Origin of the sequence: Blastococcus sp. TF02A-30, from assembly GCF_003319185.1 — a bacterium.
Taxonomy (GTDB): domain Bacteria; phylum Actinomycetota; class Actinomycetes; order Mycobacteriales; family Geodermatophilaceae; genus Blastococcus.
On the sequence record NZ_QOHJ01000001.1, the window covers coordinates 145,619 to 165,465 of the forward strand.

Genomic DNA, 19,847 nt, shown 5'->3' on the forward strand with positions numbered 1-19,847 from the left:
CCCGGCCGGCACGACGACGGCCGGCCGGGGCCCGATCAGTTCAGTGACCTGGTGTCACCCTAGGCCGACGGCTCGTCGTTGTCCGTCGTACGAGCGATTGCCACGATGGAGACGTCCTCCGGCAAGTTCATGAGCTTGACACCCATGGTCGCCCGGTCCTTGTTGTGCCGCACGCCGTTGACCGGCGTCCGGATGACACCGCCACCGGAGGTGATGGCGTAGAGCTCGTCGCCGAGCCGCACGGCCAGCGCGCCGACGAGGTTCCCCTTGCGCGCCTTCGGGTCGGCGGTGAGCACGCCCTTGCCGCCGCGGCCCTGGGCCGGGTAGTTCTCGATGCCGGTGCGCTTGGCGAAGCCGCGCTCGGTGGCGACGAGCACGTCCACGCCCTCCTCGACGACCATCATCGACAGCAGCTGGTCGTCGTCGGACAGCGAGATGCCGCGGACGCCCTCGGTGGCCCGGCCCATCGGGCGCAGGGCGCCGTCGTCGGCCTTGAACCGGATGGACATCGCCTTGCGGGTCACCAGCAGGAGGTCCTGCTCGGGGTCGATGAGCGCGGCACCGACCAGCTCGTCGCCGTCGCGCAGGTTGATCGCGATGACCCCGCCCTGGCGCGGGGAGTCGAAGTCGGTGAGCCGGGTCTTCTTCACCTGCCCGCGCGCGGTGGCCAGCACCAGGTACGGCGCGACCGAGTAGTCCTTGATCTGCATGACCTGGGCGATCTTCTCGTCCGGCTGGAACGCGAGGATGTTCGCCACGTGCGCGCCGCGGGCGGTGCGGTTGGCCTCGGGGAGCTCGTAGGCCTTGGCGCGGTAGACCCGGCCCTTGTTGGTGAAGAACAGGATCCAGTCGTGGGTGGAGCCCACGAAGAAGTGGTCGACGATGTCGTCCTGCTTGAGGGCCGCGCCCATCACGCCCTTGCCGCCGCGGCGCTGCGACCGGTAGAGGTCGCTCTTCGTCCGCTTCGCGTACCCGGTGCGGGTGATGGTGACGACGACCTCCTCCTCCGCGATGAGGTCCTCCATCGAGACGTCGCCCTCGTTGGCGACGAACTTCGTGCGGCGGTCGTCGCCGTACTTCTCGACGATCTCGGCCAGCTCGTCCTTGATGATCTGCCGCTGGCGCGCCGGGTTGGCCAGGATGTCCTGCAGGTCGGCGATGCGGGCCTCGATCTCGGCCAGCTCGTCCATGATCCGCTGGCGCTCGAGGGCGGCCAGGCGGCGCAGCTGCAGGTCGAGGATCGCGACGGCCTGGATCTCGTCGACGTCGAGCAGCTCCATCAGGCCGGAGCGGGCCTCCTCGGCCGACGGGCTGCGGCGGATGAGCGCGATGACCTCGTCGAGGTGGTCGAGCGCCTTGGCGTAGCCGCGCAGGATGTGCGCGCGCTCCTCGGCCTTGCGCAGCCGGTACCGGGTGCGCCGCTGGATGACGTCGATCTGGTGGTTGACGTACTCGCGCACCAGCTCGTCGAGGCGCAGCGTCCGCGGGACGCCGTCGACGATGGACAGCATGTTGCAGCCGAAGGTGGTCTGCAGCTGGGTGTGCTTGTAGAGGTTGTTCAGCACGACCTTGGCGACGGCGTCGCGGCGGAGCGTGAACACCAGCCGGCGGCCGACGCGGTCGCTGGACTCGTCGGCGATCTCGCTGATGCCCTGGAGCCGGCCGTCCTTGATCTGCTCGGCGATCGACTCGGCCAGGTTGTCCGGGTTGACCTGGTACGGCAGCTCGGTGACGACCAGCTGCACGCGGCCCTTGGCGTCCTCCTCGACGGTGACGACGGCGCGCATGCGCACCGAGCCGCGGCCGGTGCGGTAGGCGTCCTCGATCCCCTCCCGGCCGACGATCAGGCCGTAGGTCGGGAAGTCGGGGCCCTTGACCCGCTCCATGCACGCGGTGAGGGCCTCCTCGGCCTCCGCGTCGGGGTGGTCGAGCATCCAGTACACGGCCTCCGCGACCTCGCGGAGGTTGTGCGGCGGCATGTTGGTGGCCATGCCGACGGCGATGCCGGCGGAGCCGTTGATCAGCAGGTTGGGGATGCGCCCGGGCAGGACCAGGGGCTCCTGGTTCTTGCCGTCGTAGTTGGGCTGGAAGTCGACGGTCTCCTCGTCGATGTTGGCCAGCATCTCCATGGCCAGCGGCGTGAGGCGGGCCTCGGTGTAGCGCATGGCGGCCGCCGGGTCGTTGCCCGGGGAGCCGAAGTTGCCCTGGCCGTCGACCAGCGGGTAGCGCATGGCCCAGGGCTGGGCCAGGCGGACGAGGGCGTCGTAGATCGAGCTGTCGCCGTGCGGGTGGTAGTTACCCATCACCTCACCGACGACGCGGGCGCACTTGACGTAGCCCCGGTCGGGGCGGAAGCCCTGGTCGAACATCGCGTACAGGACGCGGCGGTGCACCGGCTTGAGGCCGTCGCGCACCTCGGGCAGCGCGCGGCCGACGATGACCGACATCGCGTAGTCGATGTAGCTGCGCTGCATCTCCTGCTGGAGGTCGACCGGCTCGACGCGGTCGCGGAAGGGGGTCTCCGTCACGGTTCAGATCTCCACAGGTGGGTGCACAGAGGTGGACAAAGGTTCGAATGGGCGGCCCGGCTCGGGGCCGCGCCTCACACGTCGAGGAAGCGGACGTCCTTGGCGTTGCGGGTGATGAAGCTGCGGCGGGCCTCGACGTCCTCGCCCATGAGCACGCTGAACAGCTCGTCGGCGGTCGCGGCGTCCTCGAGGGTGACCTGGAGGAGCACCCGGGTGTCGGGGTTCATCGTGGTCTCCCACAGCTCGGTCGCGTTCATCTCACCGAGGCCCTTGAAGCGCTGGATCGCGTCGTCCTTGGGGAGCTTGCGCCCCTCCTCGGCCCGCGTCTTGAGCAGCGCGTCGCGCTCCTTGTCGGTGTAGACGTACTCGTCGCCGAGCTTGCCGCCCCACTTGATCTTGTACAGCGGCGGCTGCGCGAGGTAGACGTGACCGGCCTCGACCAGCGGCCGCATGAAGCGGAACAGCAGGGTCAGCAGCAGGGTGCGGATGTGCTGGCCGTCGACGTCGGCGTCGGCCATCAGCACGATCTTGTGGTACCGGAGCTTGCTGAGGTCGAACTCGTCGTGGATGCCGGTGCCGAAGGCGGTGATCATCGACTGGACCTCGGCGTTCTTCAGCACCCGGTCGATGCGTGCCTTCTCGACGTTGATGATCTTGCCGCGGATCGGCAGGATCGCCTGGAACATCGAGTCGCGGCCGGACTTGGCCGAACCGCCGGCCGAGTCGCCCTCGACGATGTAGATCTCGGAGGACCGCGGGTCGGTCGAGCGGCAGTCGGCGAGCTTGCCCGGCAGCGAGTTGTTGCTCAGCAGGCTCTTGCGGGCCAGCTTGCGGGCGTCCTGCGCGGCACGGCGGGCGCGCGCGGCCGAGGCGGCCTTGGTGATGATCGTCTTGGCCTCGGTCGGGTTGGCCTCGAACCAGTGCCCGATCTGGTCGTTGCAGACCTTCTGCACGAAGCCCTTGACCTCGGTGTTGCCGAGCTTGGTCTTCGTCTGGCCCTCGAACTGCGGGTCGCCCAGCTTGACCGACACGATGGCGGCCAGGCCCTCGCGGATGTCGTCGCCGGTGAGCGACTCGTCCTTGGCCTTGAGGATGCCCTTCTCCTTGGCGTACCGGTTGACGATCGACGTCAGCGCCGCCCGGAAGCCCTCCTCGTGCGTGCCGCCCTCGTGCGTGTTGATGATGTTGGCGAAGGTGTGCACCGACTCCGAGTAGGCGTCGGACCACTGCATCGCGATGTCCACCGACATGGCCATGTCGTTCTTGCCGGTGCCCTCGGCGGAGAACCCGATCACCGAGCGGTGGATCGGCGTCTTGCGCCGGTTGAGGTGGCCGACGTAGTCGACCAGGCCGCCGTCGTACTTGTAGGTGATCTCGGTGGGCTCGAACGCCTGGGCCTCGGCGGCCGGGTCGGTCGCCTCGAGCGCGACGGACTCCTCGCCCAGCCCGGTCTCGGCCTTGCCCTGACCGGGGCGCTCGTCGCGCAGGATGATCGTCAGGCCGGCGTTGAGGAAGGCCATCTCCTGCAGGCGCCGGTTGATCGTCTCGAACGAGTAGTTCGTCGTCTCGAAGATGCCGCCGTCGGCCCAGAAGGTGATGCGGGTGCCGCGCTTGTCGGTCGGCCCGACCTTCTGCAGCGGCCCCGGCTTCGCCTCGGTGTACTCCTGGTGCCACTCCGTGCCGTCGGTCCAGATGTCGACCTCGAGGCGGGTCGACAGCGCGTTGACCACGGTGACGCCGACGCCGTGCAGACCACCGGAGACGCCGTAGCTCTTGCCGTCGAACTTGCCGCCCGCGTGCAGGACGGTCAGGACGACCTCGACCGTGGGCCGCTTCTCGGTCGGGTGCATGCCCACCGGGATGCCGCGGCCGTTGTCCTCGACCCGCACGCCGCCGTCGGCCAGCAGGGTGACCCGCACCGTGTCGCAGTAGCCGGCCAGCGCCTCGTCGACCGCGTTGTCCACGACCTCCCACACCATGTGGTGCAGGCCGCGCTCGCCGGTGGAGCCGATGTACATGCCCGGGCGCTTGCGCACCGCCTCGAGACCCTCGAGGACGGTGATGGAGCTGGCCGAGTAGCCGGTCTCGGTCTGGGGTGCTGCGACCACGGGGGGCCTTCCTCTCGCGCAACCGGCGGCACGCACCCGCGATCGACGCGGGGGCAGGAGAGCGCTGCGGGCAGGAGCCGAGAGCGCTCAGAACGACGCTGAGCCGGATGCTGGCGGTTTCTGCTGTCGAGGATACCGGGTCGCCGACGCCGAATGCCGCCGTCCACGCCCTCACGTCGTGTCTACGCGTCTCGGGGCTCGCCGCCCACCCCGGATAGTGGCCCCGCTTTCGACACGCCGTCCTCGGACGAACCAGGCCCCGTCCAGGGGCCCGCCCCGAGCACGCGAGGGGTGGGAGGACGGGGTCCTTCGTCAGTTCCGGGGGCCGCGGGGTGCCTCGCCGGCCAGGTGGCCGGGGTCGAATCCGGGCTCCTGGGCGCCGGTGCGCCGGTTCACCAGCACGGTCACGGCCCACAGGACGACGCCGATCCCGAGCAGCACGCCGGCGATCCGGTACTCCTCGGCCGGGCGCCCCGCCCACGGCGTGGCCAGGTAGCCGCAGGCCAGCGCACCGATCACCGGCAGCACCGTCGGAGTCCGGAAGTGGTCGGCGTCCACGGGGTCGCGGCGCAGCACGAGGACGGCGATGTTGACGACCGTGAAGACGAGCAGCAGCAGGAGCGCCGTCGTCCCGCCGAGCGCCGGCACCGCGCCGACGAAGGTGATCAGGCCGAAGGCCAGCGCCGTGGTGAACAGGATCGCCGTGGTGGGGGTGCGCCGGCGCCGGTGCACCCGGCCGAGGAAGGGCGGCAGCACCCGCTCCTTGCTCAGGCCGTAGACCAGCCGGCTGGCCATGAGCATGTTGATCAGCGCCGAGTTGGCGACGGCGAACATCGTGATGACGCCGAACAGCCCCAGCGGGAACCCGGGCGCCCCGGCCTCGACCACCTGCAGCAGCGGGGTGTCGCCCTCGCTCAGCCGGTCGGCGGGCACCAGCGCGATGGCCGAGATGGACACCAGCACGTAGATGACACCGGTCGTCACGAGCCCGGCCAGAAGCACCCGCGGGAAGATCCGCCGCGGCTCCTTGCACTCCTCGGCCATGTTCACCGAGTCCTCGAAGCCGACCATCGCGAAGAACGCCAGGCCGGTGGCGGCGATGACCGCACCGATCGTGGAGCGCTCGCCGGTGTCGAACTCCGTGACCCGGGAGAAGTCGCCCTCCCCGCCGCCGAGCGCCCACACGCCCACGCCGATCACGATGAGCAGGCCCGTCAGCTCCACGCAGGTGAGCACGACGTTGGCCTTGACGCTCTCCCCGACGCCCCGGTGGTTGACCAGCGCGATCAGGCCCATGAAGCCCAGGCCGATCAGGGTGATGCCGACGCCGTCGCCCAGGTCGAGCTCGAAGACGCTGGCGAAGTTGGCGCTGAACGCGCGGGCGGCGGTGGACGCGGAGGTGATGCCCGAGCTCATCACCGCGAAGGCGACCAGGAAGGTCAGGAAGTGCACGCCGAACGCCTTGTGCGTGTAGAGCGCCGCACCCGCGGCCTGGGGGTACTTCGTCACCAGCTCCAGGTAGCTGAACGCGGTCACGAGCGCGACCAGGAAGGCCACGAGGAACGGCAGCCAGACGACGCCGCCGACCTCTGCGGCCACCTGGCCGGTCAGCGCGTAGATGCCGGTGCCGAGGACGTCGCCGATGACGAACAGGAGCAGGAGGCCCGGGCCCATCACCCGACGGAGCTCGGGCTGGCTCCCGGTCGGCGTCTGCTCGTCTGCGGACGTGGCCATCGGGACCTCCACGGGGGACGGGGACCCGGCGGCAGCCGGGACGACGAGATCATGAGCGCCGCGGAGGCGTCCGGCGACTCGGGCGGCGCGGCGCGATCCGCCGGACACTGGCGGGCATGCCCCCCACCGCACCGGACCACCCGCTCACCTGCCTGGTCACCGGGGCGACCGGTTACATCGGCGGCCGGCTCGTCCCCCAACTGCTGGCGGCGGGCCACCGGGTGCGGGTGATGACCCGCTCGCCGGAGAAGCTGCGCGACCACCCGTGGGCCGGTGACGTGGAGGTCGCCCGGGCCGACGCCGGCGACGCCGAGGCGGTCGCGGCGGCCTGCGCCGGCGTCGACGTCGTCTACTACCTGGTGCACGCCCTGGGCAGCGGGCCGGAGTTCGAGGAGACCGACCGGCGAACCGCCGCGGTGATGGCGACGGCCGTGCGCGAGGCCGGCGTCGGACGGCTGGTCTACCTCGGCGGGCTGGAGCCGGAGAACGAGGAGCTCTCCCCGCACCTGCGCTCGCGCGCCGAGGTGGCCGAGATCCTGCTCGGGTCGGGGGTGCCGACGGCGGTGCTGCGGGCGGCCGTGGTCCTGGGCTCGGGCTCGGCGTCGTTCGAGATGCTGCGCTACCTGACCGAACGGCTGCCGGTGATGGTCACGCCGCGGTGGGTGCACAGCCGGATCCAGCCGATCGCCGTCCGCGACGTGCTGCGCTACCTCGTCGGCTGCGCGACGCTGCCGCCCGAGGTGCACCGCTGCTTCGACATCGGCGGGCCCGACGTCATGAACTACGCCGAGATGATGCAGCGGTACGCGGCCGTCGCCGGGCTGCCGCGGCGCCGGATCGTGCCCGTGCCGCTGTTCTCGCCGTCGCTGTCCAGCCACTGGGTCGGCCTGATCACGCCGGTCCCGGCGGGCATCGCGCGGCCGCTGGTCGAGTCGCTGCGCAACACCGTGGTCTGCCGGGAGCACGACATCGCCCGGTACGTCCCTGATCCGCCGGAGGGGTTGCTCGGCTTCGACGACGCCGTCCGGCTGGCCATCCAGCGGATCGCGGACTCGGCGGTGACGACGCGGTGGGCCTCGGCGTCGGTGCCGGGTGCCCCCTCGGACCCGCTGCCCACCGATCCCGACTGGGCCGGCGGCAGCCTCTACGTCGACGACCGGACCCTCAGCAGCACCGCCGAACCGGCCGACCTGTGGCGGGTGGTCGAGGGGATCGGCGGCGAACGCGGCTGGTACTCGTTCCCGCTGGCCTGGCGGGTGCGCGGCTGGCTGGACCGCGCCGTCGGCGGGGTGGGGCTGCGCCGGGGGCGGCGCGACGCCGACCGGCTCTACGTCGGCGACGCCCTGGACTTCTGGCGGGTGGAGGAGCGCGAGGAGGGCCACCTGCTCCGGCTGCGCGCGGAGATGCGGCTGCCCGGGCTGGCCTGGCTCGAGTTCCACGTGGAACACGCGACGGGCGGGAGCACCCTGCGCCAGCGGGCGACCTTCGCCCCGCGCGGGCTGTTCGGCCACCTCTACTGGTGGGGCATCGCCGTGTTCCACGGGTTCGTCTTCGGCGGCATGCTGCGCAACCTGGTCCGCGCGGCGGAGCAGCCGGCTCAGACCAGGAGCTGAGCCGCGGCGAGCTCGCGGTAGAGCGGGCTGGCGTCCACCAGCTCGTCGTGCGTGCCGCGGGCGACCACCCGGCCGGCGTCGAGGACGACGATCTCGTCGCTGTCGAGCACCGTGGACAGCCGGTGGGCGACGACGAGCAGCGCCCGGTCGGCGGCCGCGGCGGCGAGGGTCTCGCGCAGCAGGCTCTCGTTGCGGGCGTCCAGGCTCGCCGTCGGCTCGTCGAGCAGCAGCAGCTCCGGCCGCGCGAGCAGGGAGCGCGCGATGGCCAGCCGCTGGCGCTCGCCGCCGGAGAGCAGCACGCCCTCGTCGCCGACCTGCACGTCCAGCCCACGGGGCGAGCGCCGCACCACCTCGGTGAGACCGACGTCGGCGAGCACCGCCCACAGCTCCGGGTCGTCGGCGTCCGGCCGGGTGAGCAGCAGGTTGTCGCGGATGGTCCCGGCGAGCACCGGGGCCTCCTGCTCGACGTACCCGAGCTGCGCCCGCAGCGCTGCGCGCGGCACCTCGCGCACGTCGGTGCCGCGCCAGCGGACCGCGCCCCGCCCGACCGGGTAGAAGCCCTCGACGAGCGCGAGGACGGTCGACTTGCCCGCACCCGAGGGCCCGACCAGGGCCACCCGGCTGCCCGGGGCGACCTGCAGGGAGACGCCGCGCAGCACCTCGGTGCCGTCGGGGTAGCCGAACCAGACGTCGTCGAGCTCGAGCAGCGGAGCCGCCCCGTCCGGCGACCGCCGGCGCTCCGACGGCGGGCGTTCCGGCCGCTGGTCGACCTCCGGCGCGAGGACCAGGATCTCCTGGATGCGCGTGAGCGCGCCGAAGCCCAGCTGCAGCTGGTTCCAGGCCCCGATCGCCTGGCCCAGGGGGATGACCAGCAGGAACAGGTACAGGATGAAGGCGACGAGCTCCGCGACGCCGAGGGAGCCGCTGGCCACCCGGTAGCCCCCGACGCCGAGGACGGCGAGGAACGCGCCCTGCACCGCCACCGAGCCGGCCGGCGCCACCAGGGCCTGCAGGCGGGCGACCCGCACACCGGCGTCGTACGCGCGGCCGGCGCTCTCGCCCACCGCGGCGACCTCGCGGTCCGTGGCACCGCTGGCGCGGATGGTGCGCACCGCGGAGAGCGCCCGCTCCACGGCCGCCGTCATCGCGCCGACCTGCTCCTGCGCCTGTTGCGACAGCCGGCGCACCCCGCGGGACACGAGCACGACGGTGGTGAGCCCGATCGCGACCGCGCCCACGGTGAGGAGCAGCAGCCAGCCGTCGACGAGCGCCATGGCCACCAGCGCGCCCACGGCCTCGACGGCCGAGCCGGCCACCTGGACGACGCCGGAGGTCACCGTGGCGCGCAGCAGCGTGGTGTCGGAACCGACCCGCGACATGAGGTCGCCGGTCCGCCGGCGGTCGTACTCGGTCACCGGCAACCGCAGCATCCGGTCGACCAGGGTCCTCCGCGTCGTGAGGACGACGCCCTCGGCGGTGCGCTGCAGGAGGTAGTCCTGGCCGGCGCCGAGCGCCGCCGCTGCGATGACCACGACGACCAGCAGCAGCACGGCCGGGAGCAGGGCGTGCCCGCCGCCGACCGCGTCGATCACCCGGGACACGAGCAGCGGCTGGGCCAGCGCCGCCGCGGCGGCCACCAGCGACAACGCGGACGCGAGGACCAGCGACCGGCGGTGCGGCCGCAGCAGGGGGAGGAGCTGCCGGAACCCTGCGACCGGCTCCGCCGGAGGATCCCCCTGCTCGGTACCGGTCAGCGCGGCCGCCGCGTCAGAACCCGGCGAGCAACGCCGGGACGAGGGCGTTGAGCAGCCGCGCGTGGTGCTCGATCAGCTGCGGCCGGTGCCCGTCGGGCCGGATGGCGGCGAGGTAGCCGCCCGCCGTCCAGAACTCGTCGCCGTCGTCGGTGCCGAGCAGCAGCTGCTGGACCACCGGGTCGGCCACCAGCCGGCGCACCTGCGGGCCGTCCTCGGCCGCGAGCAGCTGCCAGCGCTGGTCGAACTCGGGGTTGTCGCTGGGGATCTGGACCATCCCGCCGACGCGGTGCTTCCACAGCCGGGCCGGGGAGAGCCGCAGGGCCGGGACGGTGCCGAGCAGCGGCGCGGCGGTGATCGCGTACTCGGGCACCAGGTAGCGGCCGGACACGAAGACCGCGTCGAGGGCGACCAGCTCCAGGCTGCCGGCCCGGCCGCGGAGCACGCTGCCGGGGCGGTGGTCCTTGGTGAGGCGGACCGGGGCGGAGGCGATCAGCTGCTGCAGCGGGGCGTCCTCCGGGGCGGTGCCGTCGGTGATGGTCCAGCCGTTCTGCAGCGCCCAGTTCTGCGCGCCGGCGACATCCCCCTCGTAGGTGAAGGCCCGCTCCATCTCGGGATCGCGGCGCCGGCGCCCGCCGAAGAGGCCGCGCCGCTCGGGGGCCGGCGCCTCCTGGGCCGGGGCCCCGGGGGGCGTCCACGGCTGCTCCGCCGGGGCACCGGAGCCGGCCGGGCCCGCTGTCGGGCGCTGCGGCTCCGCGGCCGGGAGGTCCCAGCCGGCCGGGCGCCAGGTCCCGGGGTCCACCGAGTGGTCGCTGTCGCGGGGCCGGCTGCGCCGGTCGACGATGTTGGGCTCGACGTCGTCGGCCGGAGTGCCCTGCCCGGGGGCCTCGCCACCCAGGTGCTCCGGCTCGCGCCAGCCGCTGCCGTCGTCGGGGCCGTCGAAACCGTCACGGTCGCGCGGGCTGCTCATCGTGTGATCGTCCTCCCGGCCGGCGCCGGTCGTGCGGCGGGCCTATCCGTACGTGTCCCGCGGCCCCCGCCCGCGCACGGAGCGCGGACCCTTCTTCCAGCTCGGGGCCGTCGGACCGACAACGCGCAAGGTCGTCACGACGTCCCCGCCGACCTGGGCCCGCAGCTTGCCGAGGATGGTGGGCGCGAGCAGCCGCAGCTGGGTGGCCCACGCCGTCGACTCGGCCACGACCAGCAGCTCTCCCTCGGTGAGGCTCTGCGGCGCGCAGTGCGCGGAGATCTCCGGACCGACCAGCGCCTCCCACCGGCCGAACACCGAGCCCACCCGGGTGCGCTCGGACCAGTCCTGCTGGCTGATCAGGGAGTCGACCAGCCGACCGAGCGGCTGGGGGTCGTCGGCGCCGGGCCGGGGCCCGCTCCAGGTCCGCCGGGGACCGGCGATGCGGCGGCGGGTGGGCTTGGGCCGCGCCGCCGACGCCGCGCGCGCCGCCTCCAGCGCCGCGCGGGCGATGTCGCTGGGCCGGGCCGGGCGCTCCTCGCTCACGGCGCACTCCCCTCCCCGACCGGGCTGCCCTCGCGGACGAGCACCGCCCGGCCGTCGCCGACCTCGACCCGCGCCCCCCGCAGCTCGGGCGGCACGTCGTCGAGGACCGCGGCGGTGATGAGCGTCTGCTCCGCCGACCGCGCCACCGCGGCGAGCGCGGCCCGCCGTTCGGCGTCGAGGGTGGCGAAGACGTCGTCCAGCACCAGGATGGGGTCCTCGCCGTCGCTCCTCAAGAGCGCGAACGTCGCGAGCTTCAGCCCCAGCGCCAGGGACCACGACTCCCCGTGGCTGGCGAACCCCTTCGCCGGGGCCGGGCCGAGGTGGATGACCAGGTCGTCGCGGTGCGGGCCGACCAGGGTCATGCCCCGGTCCAGCTCGTCCCCGCGCCGCTCGGCGACCCGCTCGCGCATCGCCGTGGTGAGCGCCGCCGCCGTCGGCAGCTCCGCGCCGGGAACCAGCGCCGTCCCGTCCCCGGCCGCCGGCACGGTCGAGGAGTAGCCCAGCGCGGCCGGTGCCGCTCCCTCGCCGGCCACGCCCGCGTAGGCCTCGGCGAGGTGCGGGGCCAGGTCGGCGACCAGCCCGAGCCGGGCGGCCAGGAGCTGCCCGCCGAGGTCGGTGAGGTGGCCGTCCCAGACGTCGAGGGTCTCGATCGCCTTGCCGCGCGCCATCCGGGCGGTCTTCAGCAGGGCGTTGCGCTGCTTGAGCACCCGGTCGTAGTCGGCGCGCACCCCGGCCAGCCGAGGCGTGCGGCTGACCAGCAGCTCGTCGAGGAAACGACGCCGCTCGGTGGGGTCGCCGCGGACCAGGGTGAGGTCCTCCGGCGCGAACAGGACCGTGCGCACCATCCCCAGCAGGTCCCGCGGCCGCTGCAGCGGCGCCCGGTTCACCCGCACCCGGTTGGCCCGGCCGGGGTTGATCTCGATCTCCACCAGGAGCTCCCGGTCGCCCCGGCGCAACGCGGCGCGGACGACGGCCTGGCTCGCGCCGTGCCGCACCAGCGGGGCATCGCCGGACACCCGGTGGCTGCCCATCGTGGCCAGGTAGCCGACCGCCTCGACGAGGTTGGTCTTGCCCTCGCCGTTGCGGCCGACGAGCACCGTCGGGCCCGGCTGGAGCGCCAGGTCCACCCGCTCCCAGCTGCGGAAGTCGCCGACCTGCAGGTGGCGGACGTACAACGAGGCCCTCCGTGGTGACGTGCTGGAACGGCCACCCTTCAGGGGCCCGCGCCGAGCGTGCGAGGCGTGGGGGGATGGGTGGTCCTCTACGCGGGGCGCTCGACCTCCTGGGCCTGCACCGCGCGCACCGCGTGCCCGCCGAACTGGTTGCGCAGCGCGGCGACGGCCTTCATGGTCGGCGAGTCGTCCTGGCGCGAGACGAACCGTGCGAACAGCGACGCCGCGATGGTCGGCATCGGGACGGCGTTCTCGATCGCCTGCTCCACGGTCCACCGGCCCTCGCCGGAGTCCTCCGCGTAGCCCCGGACCCGCTCGAGGGCAGGGTCCTCGTCCAGCGCGCGCACCAGCAGGTCCAGCAGCCAGGAGCGGATGACCGTGCCCTGCGTCCAGGAGCGGACGACGCCGGGCACGTCCTCGATGAGGTCGACGGCGGCCAGCAGCTCGTAGCCCTCGCCGTAGGCCTGCATCATCGCGTACTCGATGCCGTTGTGGACCATCTTGCTGAAGTGGCCCGCACCCACCGGCCCGGCGTGCACGAAGCCCGCCGCGGGCAGCTCCTGACCCGACTCGTCGACCGGCGCCGGCGGCTTGAGCGCGTCGAAGACCGGCTGCACCTTGGCGACGTCGTCCTTGCTGCCGCCGACCATGAGGGCGTAGCCGTTCTCCAGGCCCCACACCCCGCCGGAGACGCCGGCGTCGACGTAGCCGATGCCCTTCTCGCGGCACAGCACGTCGTGCACCTGGTCGTCGGTGTACTTGGAGTTGCCGCCGTCGACGATCACGTCGCCGGGCTCGAGCAGCTCGGCCAGCTCCTTGACGGTCTCCCGGGTCGGGTCGCCGGCGGGCACCATCACCCAGACGACGCGGGGCGCGGACAGCGCCTCGACCAGCGCGGGCAGGCTGTCGACGTCCCGCTTCCCCGGCGAGCGGTCGTAGCCGACCACCTCGTGACCGGCGCGGCGGACCCGCTCGGCCATGTTGCCGCCCATCTTGCCCAGCCCGATCAGCCCCAGCTGCACGGTGTTGTCCTCTCGTCGAACGGTTGCGAGGTCCTGCTGCGCGGTGCCCGGGCGGCGCTGTCCTGACACGCGTGGTCCCTTTTCAGCCGGGAAGGCGTACCGGCATGATCAGGTAGCGGTAGCTGCCCGGGCGCTCGGCCGGCCTGGCGGCCTCGTCGTCGGCCGGCGGCTCCTCCACGCCGGAGAGCACCGCGGGCTTGAGCGGGCTGGTGAAGTCCATCCGGGCGCGCTCGGTGTGCACCGCGGCCAGCCCGTCGAGCAGGAAAGTCGGGTTGAAGCCGATGGTCAGCGGCTCGCCGTCGAAGTCGACGTCGCAGCGCTCCTCGGCCTGGCCCTCGTCGTCGGTGCCACCGGCCCGCAGCGTCACCTGGCCCGGGGTGAACTCGCAGCGCAGCGGGGTGCCGCGCTCGGCGACCAGGGCGACGCGCTTGGCGGCGTCGGTGAACAGGCCGACGGGCAGCGTCGCGTTGGCCGCGGACTCCGTGGGCATGATCGCCCGGTACTTCACGAACTCGGCGTCCAGCAGCCGGGTGGTGGTCTGCCGGTCCTTGCCCGAGAGGCCGAGGATGCCCTCGCCGGAGCTCCCGGAGGAGAGGGAGACGGTGATCTCGGGCCCGCTGGTGAGCGTCTTGGCGGCGTCGGCCAGCGTGCGCGCGGGCACGAGGACCGCCGCGGAGATGCCGGAGGTCTGCGGGCGCCAGGCGAACTCGCGGACCGCCAGCCGGTAGCGGTCGGTCGCGGCGAGGGTGATCAGATCGCCCTCGATCTCCAGCCGCACACCGGTCAGCATCGGCAGCGTGTCGTCGCGACCGGCGGCCACCGCCACCTGGGAGACGGCCTCGGCGAAGACGTCGCTGTCCACCACACCGGCGGACGACGGCATCGACGGGAGGGACGGGTAGTCCTCGACCGGCAGGGTCGGCAGGCTGAAGCGCGCGTTGCCGCAGGTGATGGCCAGGCGCGGGCCGTCGGCGGTCACGTCGACCGGGTGCGGCGGCAGGGCACGGGTGATCTCGGCCAGCAGCCGGCCGGGAACGAGGACGCGGCCGCTCTCGGTCGCCTGCACGTCCACCTCGGCGCGCGCGGAGACCTCGTAGTCGAAGCCGGAGACCGACAGCTGGCTCCCGTCGACCTCGAGCAGGATGCCGGCGAGGACCGGCACCGACGGCCGCGGCGGCAGGCTGCGCGCCGTCCACGCCACCGCGTCGGCGAGCACCTCTCGTGCCACCCGGAACTTCATCTCTCGACCCACCCCTGCTCTGTCTCTGCCTCGCGCACGTGATGTCCGCGCACCGGCGGAGCCGTCGACCGCTGGGGTCCGGCTCCGTTGCGGTGCTCATCGTGCCTGTTGCTGTGCCCTCGGGGGAAACCCCGTCCCTCGATGGGCTGCCGAGCCCCTCCCAGCGCAGCGTCCCCACCCTGAATGTGGTTCGAGAAATTCCTGGTCTAACTCCCTCATCCTCGTCATCACTGGTGTGGAAGCTGGGGATCGGGGCCCTTCGTGCAGGTCAGCGCCCGATCCGGGCTGTTGGCCCGCTGTGGGTGGTCGGCGTCCGCCTGTTGTCGACACGTGGACATCTCGACGGTTGTGCACCGGGTCGGCCGGTCGTCCACGTCCCGTCCCCCGTCCACCCCCTGCGCGTCCCCATGCGGTGTGCACGATGCGGCAGCACGTCGGCCGGCACGGGACGACTGTCAGGTGGAACGGGGAAACCGCAGGTCAGCGGCGAGCGTTGCGCAGGGGTCGCCGACGGGCCGCTCGTCGGCGAGCGGGGTGGGGCTACCGATCGTGACCTGGGGCACACGAGATCTCCCCAAGCTGTGCACATTCCTGGGGACAACTTCTCGACGTGTCGACGGGATGGCCGGCCGGTGACCGGCGTCCGACGCGTCCGACCAGGGTTTCCGCTGTCCACGGGGTTCCGCACAGCTGTGGACGACGACATGTCGACCTGCGAGGCGGTGGATCGACGACGGCGCGCAACCCGGGCGCGGCGGCCGGCCGGAGGTCCTGCGGGAGGGCACCGGGTGGCGCGGGCGCCGCGTGGAGAGCCGCCGCTGCTACTGGCGGGCGCGGCTCTTGATGCGTGCGGTCAGCTCGGTCACCTGGGTGTAGGTGGCCCGGCGCTCGCTCATCAGGTTGGTGATCTTCTTGACGGCGTGCATGACCGTGGTGTGGTCCTTGCCGCCGAACGAGGCACCGATGCGGGGCAGCGACAGCTCGGTCAGCTCGCGGCACAGGTACATCGCGATCTGCCGGGCGTTGACCAGCGTGCGGCTGCGGTTGGAGCCCTGCAGCTCCTCCATCGTCACGGAGAAGTACTCCGCGGTCGCCGCCATGATGATCGCGGCGGTGATCTGCGGGCCCTGCTCGTCGCTGATCAGGTCCTTGAGCACCAGCTCGGCCAGCGGCAGGTCCACCTGCTGCTTGTTCAGCGACGCGAACGCGGTCACCCGGATCAGCGCGCCCTCGAGCTCGCGGATGTTGGTCTGCACCTTGCTGGCGATGAACTCCAGCACCGCGTCGGGCACCTGCAGCCGCTCGCCCCACGCCTTCTTGCGGAGGATGGCGATGCGGGTCTCGAGGTCGGGGGCCTGGACATCGGTGATCAGGCCCCACTCGAACCGGGTGCGCAGCCGGTCCTCCAGCGTCGTCAGCTTCTTCGGCGCGCGGTCGGAGGTGATGACGATCTGCTTGCTGGCGTTGTGCAGCGTGTTGAAGGTGTGGAAGAACTCCTCCTGCGTCCGCTCGGCGCGCTCCAGGAACTGGATGTCGTCGATCAGCAGGAAGTCGATGTCGCGGTAGCGGCGGCGGAAGTCCTCGGCCCGGCCGGAGTGCACCAGGTTGATGAACTCGTTGGTGAACTCCTCGGTGCTGACGTAGCGCACCTTCACGTTGGGGAACATCCGCGCCGCGTAGTGGCCGATCGCGTGCAGCAGGTGCGTCTTGCCCAACCCCGACTCGCCGTAGATGAACAGCGGGTTGTAGGCCCGGGCCGGCGCCTCGGCGACGGCGACGGCGGCCGCGTGGGCGAACCGGTTGCTGTTGCCGATGACGAAGCTGTCGAAGACGTACTTGGGGTTCAGGCCCGGGTCCAGGCCGGCCGGCCGGCCGCTCTCGGGCCGCCGCCCGCGCGGCGCGCCCCCGCGCCCGCCGCGCTGATCGGCCCCGCCGGATCCGCCGAGGTCGAAGGGGAGGACGTCGGCGGGGGTGCTCTCCTCGGGCTCGGTGGCCCCGGCCCCCCACGTGGTGGTGCTCCAGTCCTCCGGGGCGCCGCGGTCCACCGGCGGCCGGGGGCCGTCCACCGGCCGCAGCTCGCGCACCTCGGAGCCGCGCACCGGGTTCTCGTCGCGGTCCCAGGGGGCGGTGCCGACGACGTCGGTGCGCACGCCGAACGCGCTGCGCCCGTCGTCGGCCCGGTCGCGGGTGGCCTGGTCCTCCTCGGCGCGCTGCGCCTCGGCGGCCGACCACGGGCGGCGGGTCGGGGCCTCCTCCTCCGGCTCCGCGGGGGCCGGCGGCGCGTCCTCGAGCTGGACGGCGACGCGGATGTCGCGGCCGAACTGCTCGGAGAGGGCCTCGGCGAGCACCCGGCGCATGCGCGACTCGAGCACGGTCTGGGTGAACTCGTTGGGCGCGGCCAGCACGGCGGTGTCCTCGACCAGGCCCAGCGGCCGGGTCAGGTTCAGCATGGCGTTCTGCTGCGGCGAGAGGCTGGTGGCCAGCCGCTCGCGGATCTGGTCCCAGGCCGTGGCCAGGTCCAGCGTGGCGTCCGCCATGCCGTTCGTCCTTCCCGATGCTGTCGACCCCGGTGTCCCGGTCCGCCCGTCCCGCCCTGCCTGCCCGCGCGTCCACCCGTCAGTGCCCCGCTGTGGATGTGGGGACGCACGACGTCCACACCAGTGTCCACAGGCTGTGCACGGCCGGAGGCAGAGGGGAGCGGGTGCTGCAGCGGAGGAGGACGCGGCCAGCATCGCTGCTGGTCAGCGGCCCGTCCGCGGTGGTTCCGGGTGGTTCGGCGGTCGGCTGACCGATCGGGGGCGGCCCGCGCTCCCGGACCCTGTGGCCCGAGGCGGAGCGACGGCGACGCTAACAGCCCCGTCCACAGCCCGGCAACGACGGCGGCGACGGTCCTGGCGCGTCGGACCGGTGCGTCGGTCGGCGCGCCGCTGCGTGGTCGGCCCCGGACGGGGGGACCATGAGCGGTCGGGTTCCGCCCGGCCGCCGTCATCGCCGTTCCCTCGGCTATGCTGGCGGGAGTCGTGGACGGCTCCTGCTGCCATGCCCGCCTCGTGCCGGGCAGCGCCAGCGGGTCGCCGGCCGCGCGAAATCCAGCTTCCGGGGGCACCGGGGCGCGGCATCCGCCGGGCCCAGCGGCACCCCGAGCGCGTCCGCCCACCGGCGGTCACGCATCGCCGATCGTGTAGTGGGAGTACCTCGTGAGCAAGCGCACGTTCCAGCCGAACAACCGTCGCCGGTCCAAGACCCACGGCTTCCGGCTCCGCATGCGCACCCGTGCCGGCCGGGCGATCCTCGCCACCCGTCGGCGCAAGGGCCGCGAGAAGCTCTCCGCCTGAGGTGTTGCCCGCGCAGGCACGCCTGCGCCGGCGCCCGGAGTTCACCGCGGTCGTCCGGTCCGGTCGCCGCGCCGGGCGACCGACCATGGTGCTCCACTTCCTCCCCGAACGGCCCGCGCAGCCGGCCGGCGCTCCCGCCTCCCGCGAGGAGCGGCCGGCCGGTGCACGGGCCGGTTTCGTGGTGGGCCGGGCCGTCGGGAACTCGGTGGTCCGCCACCGGGTGACCCGCCGGCTGCGCGCCGCCGTGCGGGAGGAGCTGCACCGCCTCCCCGCCTCCGCAGATCTGGTGGTCCGCGCCCGGCCCGAGGCGGCCGACGCCGACTCCGCGCTGCTGCGCCGCGATCTCGCCGCCGGCCTGGACCGGCTGCTGGGACGTTCCCGGTGAAGCGCCTGCTGCTCGCCGTCATCGGCTTCTACTCGCGCGCCGTCAGCCCCGCGCTCCCGCCGCGCTGCCGTTTCACGCCCACCTGCAGCGCCTACGCCGCCGAGGCGATCGCCCTGCACGGCGCGGGCCGCGGCAGCTGGCTGGCCCTGCGCCGGCTGGTCAAGTGCGCGCCCTGGCACCCGGGCGGCGTCGACTTCGTGCCCCCGGCCCCCGGAACCCGGGACGTCGGCCGAGCGTCGAGCACTGCGGTGCCGTGCGTGCCCGCGCCGTCCCGTCCCCATCGCGCCACCCCGCCGGCCCCGAGCCGGGCGACCGAGGAGAACACCGTTGCTTGACTGGCTCTACACCGCCATCTCGTGGGTCATGGCGCGCTGGCACTCGCTGTGGAACTTCGTCTTCGGTGACCCGGCGGCCGAGACCGGCCTCGCCGGCCTGGCCTGGGTGCTGGCCATCGTGTTCCTGGTCGTCACCATCCGGCTGATCCTCTTCCCGCTGTTCGTGAAGCAGATCAAGTCGCAGCGCGCGATGCAGGAGCTCCAGCCGGAGCTGCAGAAGCTGCGCAAGCAGTACGGCAGCGACCGCCAGGGCATGGCCGTCGCGCAGCAGGCGCTGTTCAAGGAGCGCGGCGTCAACCCGCTGGCCGGCTGCCTGCCGATCCTCCCGCAGATCCCGGTCTTCCTGTCGCTCTTCCACGTCCTGCGCCGGCTGGCCCCGGACAAGGAGGGCCTGTACAGCTGGACCGACGAGCTGACCGACCAGGCCGCGCGGGCGAAGCTCTTCGGTGCGCCGATCTCCGCGTCGTTCAACATGAGCGGCGAGAAGGAGCAGGCGATCCTCGAGATCGCCAGCTACAGCACGATCCGCATCGTCGCCTTCGCGCTGATCGTGATCATGTGCGTCACGACGTACATCACGCAGAAGCAGATCATGCGCCGCTCGGGTCCGGTCGAGGGCCAGGCCGCGATGGTGCAGAAGCTGATGCTCTACGGCGTGCCGGCCAGCCTCTTCGTCTCCGGCTTCATCTTCCCGATCGGCGTCCTCATCTACTGGATGACGAACAACCTGTGGACCCTGGGTCAGCAGTTCTTCGTCCTGCGCAAGATGCCGCCGCCCGGCTCCCCCGCCGCCCTGGCGAAGGCCGCGGCCGACAAGCCGGCCATCGACCCCAAGGCGCTCGCGCCCAAGCCGGGTGCCAAGCCCGTCCGCCCGAAGCAGGGCCGCCCCGCCGCGCAGCCGACCGCCGGCCAGGACGGCGTCGCACCGGAGGGCAGCGTCTCCCCCGAGGCCGCCAACGGCCAGCCGCCGGCGTCCGGTGGCGGTCGCGCGGGCAACGGGCCCCGCGGCACCGGCTCCGGCTCCAGCAAGGCCGGCCAGGGGCCGGCCAACCGGGGCAAGCGCAAGCGCCGCTGACCGGCGCGCACCCCCGGACGATCCGTCGTCCGGGCA

Annotated in this window: 15 protein-coding genes; 5 read left to right on the forward strand and 10 right to left on the reverse strand. The window is 73.1% G+C overall.

Annotation, left to right across the window (positions count from 1 at the left end; all coding sequences use genetic code 11):
• Positions 1 to 59: 59 nt before the first annotated feature.
• The 3 genes from gyrA to DQ241_RS00705 all read right to left on the reverse strand — a co-directional run bounded on the left by gyrA (position 60) and on the right by DQ241_RS00705 (position 6,370).
• Complete coding sequence (gyrA, locus tag DQ241_RS00695) at positions 60 to 2,528, reverse strand: DNA gyrase subunit A (protein ID WP_113828144.1); 2,469 nt, start codon at positions 2,526 to 2,528, stop codon at positions 60 to 62.
• A 74-nt stretch (positions 2,529 to 2,602) separates the two neighbouring features.
• Entirely contained in the window at positions 2,603 to 4,636 is a 2,034-nt protein-coding gene (gyrB, locus tag DQ241_RS00700) for a DNA topoisomerase (ATP-hydrolyzing) subunit B (protein ID WP_113828146.1), read from the reverse strand.
• Positions 4,637 to 4,948: 312 nt separating this feature from the next.
• A complete protein-coding gene (locus DQ241_RS00705; RefSeq protein WP_113828148.1) occupies positions 4,949 to 6,370 on the reverse strand; it encodes an APC family permease in 1,422 nt (473 codons plus the stop codon).
• Positions 6,371 to 6,486: 116 nt separating this feature from the next.
• Between DQ241_RS00705 and DQ241_RS00710 the strand changes: the two genes are divergently transcribed.
• Positions 6,487 to 7,983, forward strand: a complete 1,497-nt coding sequence (locus DQ241_RS00710; protein ID WP_113828150.1) for an SDR family oxidoreductase — start codon at positions 6,487 to 6,489, stop codon at positions 7,981 to 7,983.
• Here DQ241_RS00710 and DQ241_RS00715 read toward each other — a convergent pair.
• From DQ241_RS00715 to dnaA, 7 genes are all read right to left on the reverse strand, one after another.
• Complete coding sequence (locus DQ241_RS00715; protein WP_113828152.1) at positions 7,968 to 9,737, reverse strand: ABC transporter ATP-binding protein; 1,770 nt, start codon at positions 9,735 to 9,737, stop codon at positions 7,968 to 7,970. The two genes, DQ241_RS00710 and DQ241_RS00715, sit on opposite strands and share 16 nt — an antisense overlap.
• A 13-nt stretch (positions 9,738 to 9,750) precedes the next feature.
• Positions 9,751 to 10,704: a hypothetical protein gene (locus DQ241_RS00720; RefSeq protein WP_113828154.1), complete on the reverse strand. Its 954-nt coding sequence runs from the start codon at positions 10,702 to 10,704 to the stop codon at positions 9,751 to 9,753.
• 42 nt (positions 10,705 to 10,746) lie between these two features.
• Entirely contained in the window at positions 10,747 to 11,247 is a 501-nt protein-coding gene (locus DQ241_RS00725; RefSeq protein ID WP_113828156.1) for a DUF721 domain-containing protein, read from the reverse strand.
• Positions 11,244 to 12,422 carry a DNA replication/repair protein RecF gene (gene recF / locus DQ241_RS00730; protein ID WP_113828158.1) on the reverse strand — a complete coding sequence of 393 codons (1,179 nt, stop codon included), beginning with the start codon at positions 12,420 to 12,422 and terminating at the stop codon, positions 11,244 to 11,246. Before recF ends, DQ241_RS00725 begins: the two co-directional genes overlap by 4 nt.
• Positions 12,423 to 12,508: 86 nt before the next feature.
• Positions 12,509 to 13,441, reverse strand: a complete 933-nt coding sequence (gnd, locus tag DQ241_RS00735; RefSeq protein WP_113828160.1) for a phosphogluconate dehydrogenase (NAD(+)-dependent, decarboxylating) — start codon at positions 13,439 to 13,441, stop codon at positions 12,509 to 12,511.
• Between the two features lie 82 nt (positions 13,442 to 13,523).
• Positions 13,524 to 14,681 (reverse strand): DNA polymerase III subunit beta, encoded by a 1,158-nt coding sequence (gene dnaN, locus DQ241_RS00740; RefSeq protein ID WP_113828162.1) that lies wholly within the window; start codon positions 14,679 to 14,681, stop codon positions 13,524 to 13,526.
• 821 nt (positions 14,682 to 15,502) lie between these two features.
• Positions 15,503 to 17,218: a chromosomal replication initiator protein DnaA gene (gene dnaA, locus DQ241_RS00745; RefSeq protein WP_113828164.1), complete on the reverse strand. Its 1,716-nt coding sequence runs from the start codon at positions 17,216 to 17,218 to the stop codon at positions 15,503 to 15,505.
• 660 nt (positions 17,219 to 17,878) lie between these two features.
• Between dnaA and rpmH the strand changes: the two genes are divergently transcribed.
• The 4 genes from rpmH to yidC are packed head-to-tail and all read left to right on the forward strand — an operon-like array spanning position 17,879 to position 19,811.
• Positions 17,879 to 18,016 carry a 50S ribosomal protein L34 gene (rpmH, locus tag DQ241_RS00750; RefSeq protein ID WP_091930872.1) on the forward strand — a complete coding sequence of 46 codons (138 nt, stop codon included), beginning with the start codon at positions 17,879 to 17,881 and terminating at the stop codon, positions 18,014 to 18,016.
• 1 nt (position 18,017) lies between these two features.
• Positions 18,018 to 18,401, forward strand: coding sequence for a ribonuclease P protein component (gene rnpA, locus DQ241_RS00755; protein ID WP_113828166.1), 384 nt, complete (start codon positions 18,018 to 18,020; stop codon positions 18,399 to 18,401).
• Complete coding sequence (gene yidD, locus DQ241_RS00760; RefSeq protein ID WP_113828168.1) at positions 18,398 to 18,736, forward strand: membrane protein insertion efficiency factor YidD; 339 nt, start codon at positions 18,398 to 18,400, stop codon at positions 18,734 to 18,736. The genes rnpA and yidD overlap by 4 nt, the downstream gene beginning before the upstream one ends.
• Positions 18,729 to 19,811, forward strand: a complete 1,083-nt coding sequence (gene yidC / locus DQ241_RS00765) for a membrane protein insertase YidC (protein ID WP_113828170.1) — start codon at positions 18,729 to 18,731, stop codon at positions 19,809 to 19,811. The genes yidD and yidC overlap by 8 nt, the downstream gene beginning before the upstream one ends.
• Positions 19,812 to 19,847 lie beyond the last annotated feature (36 nt).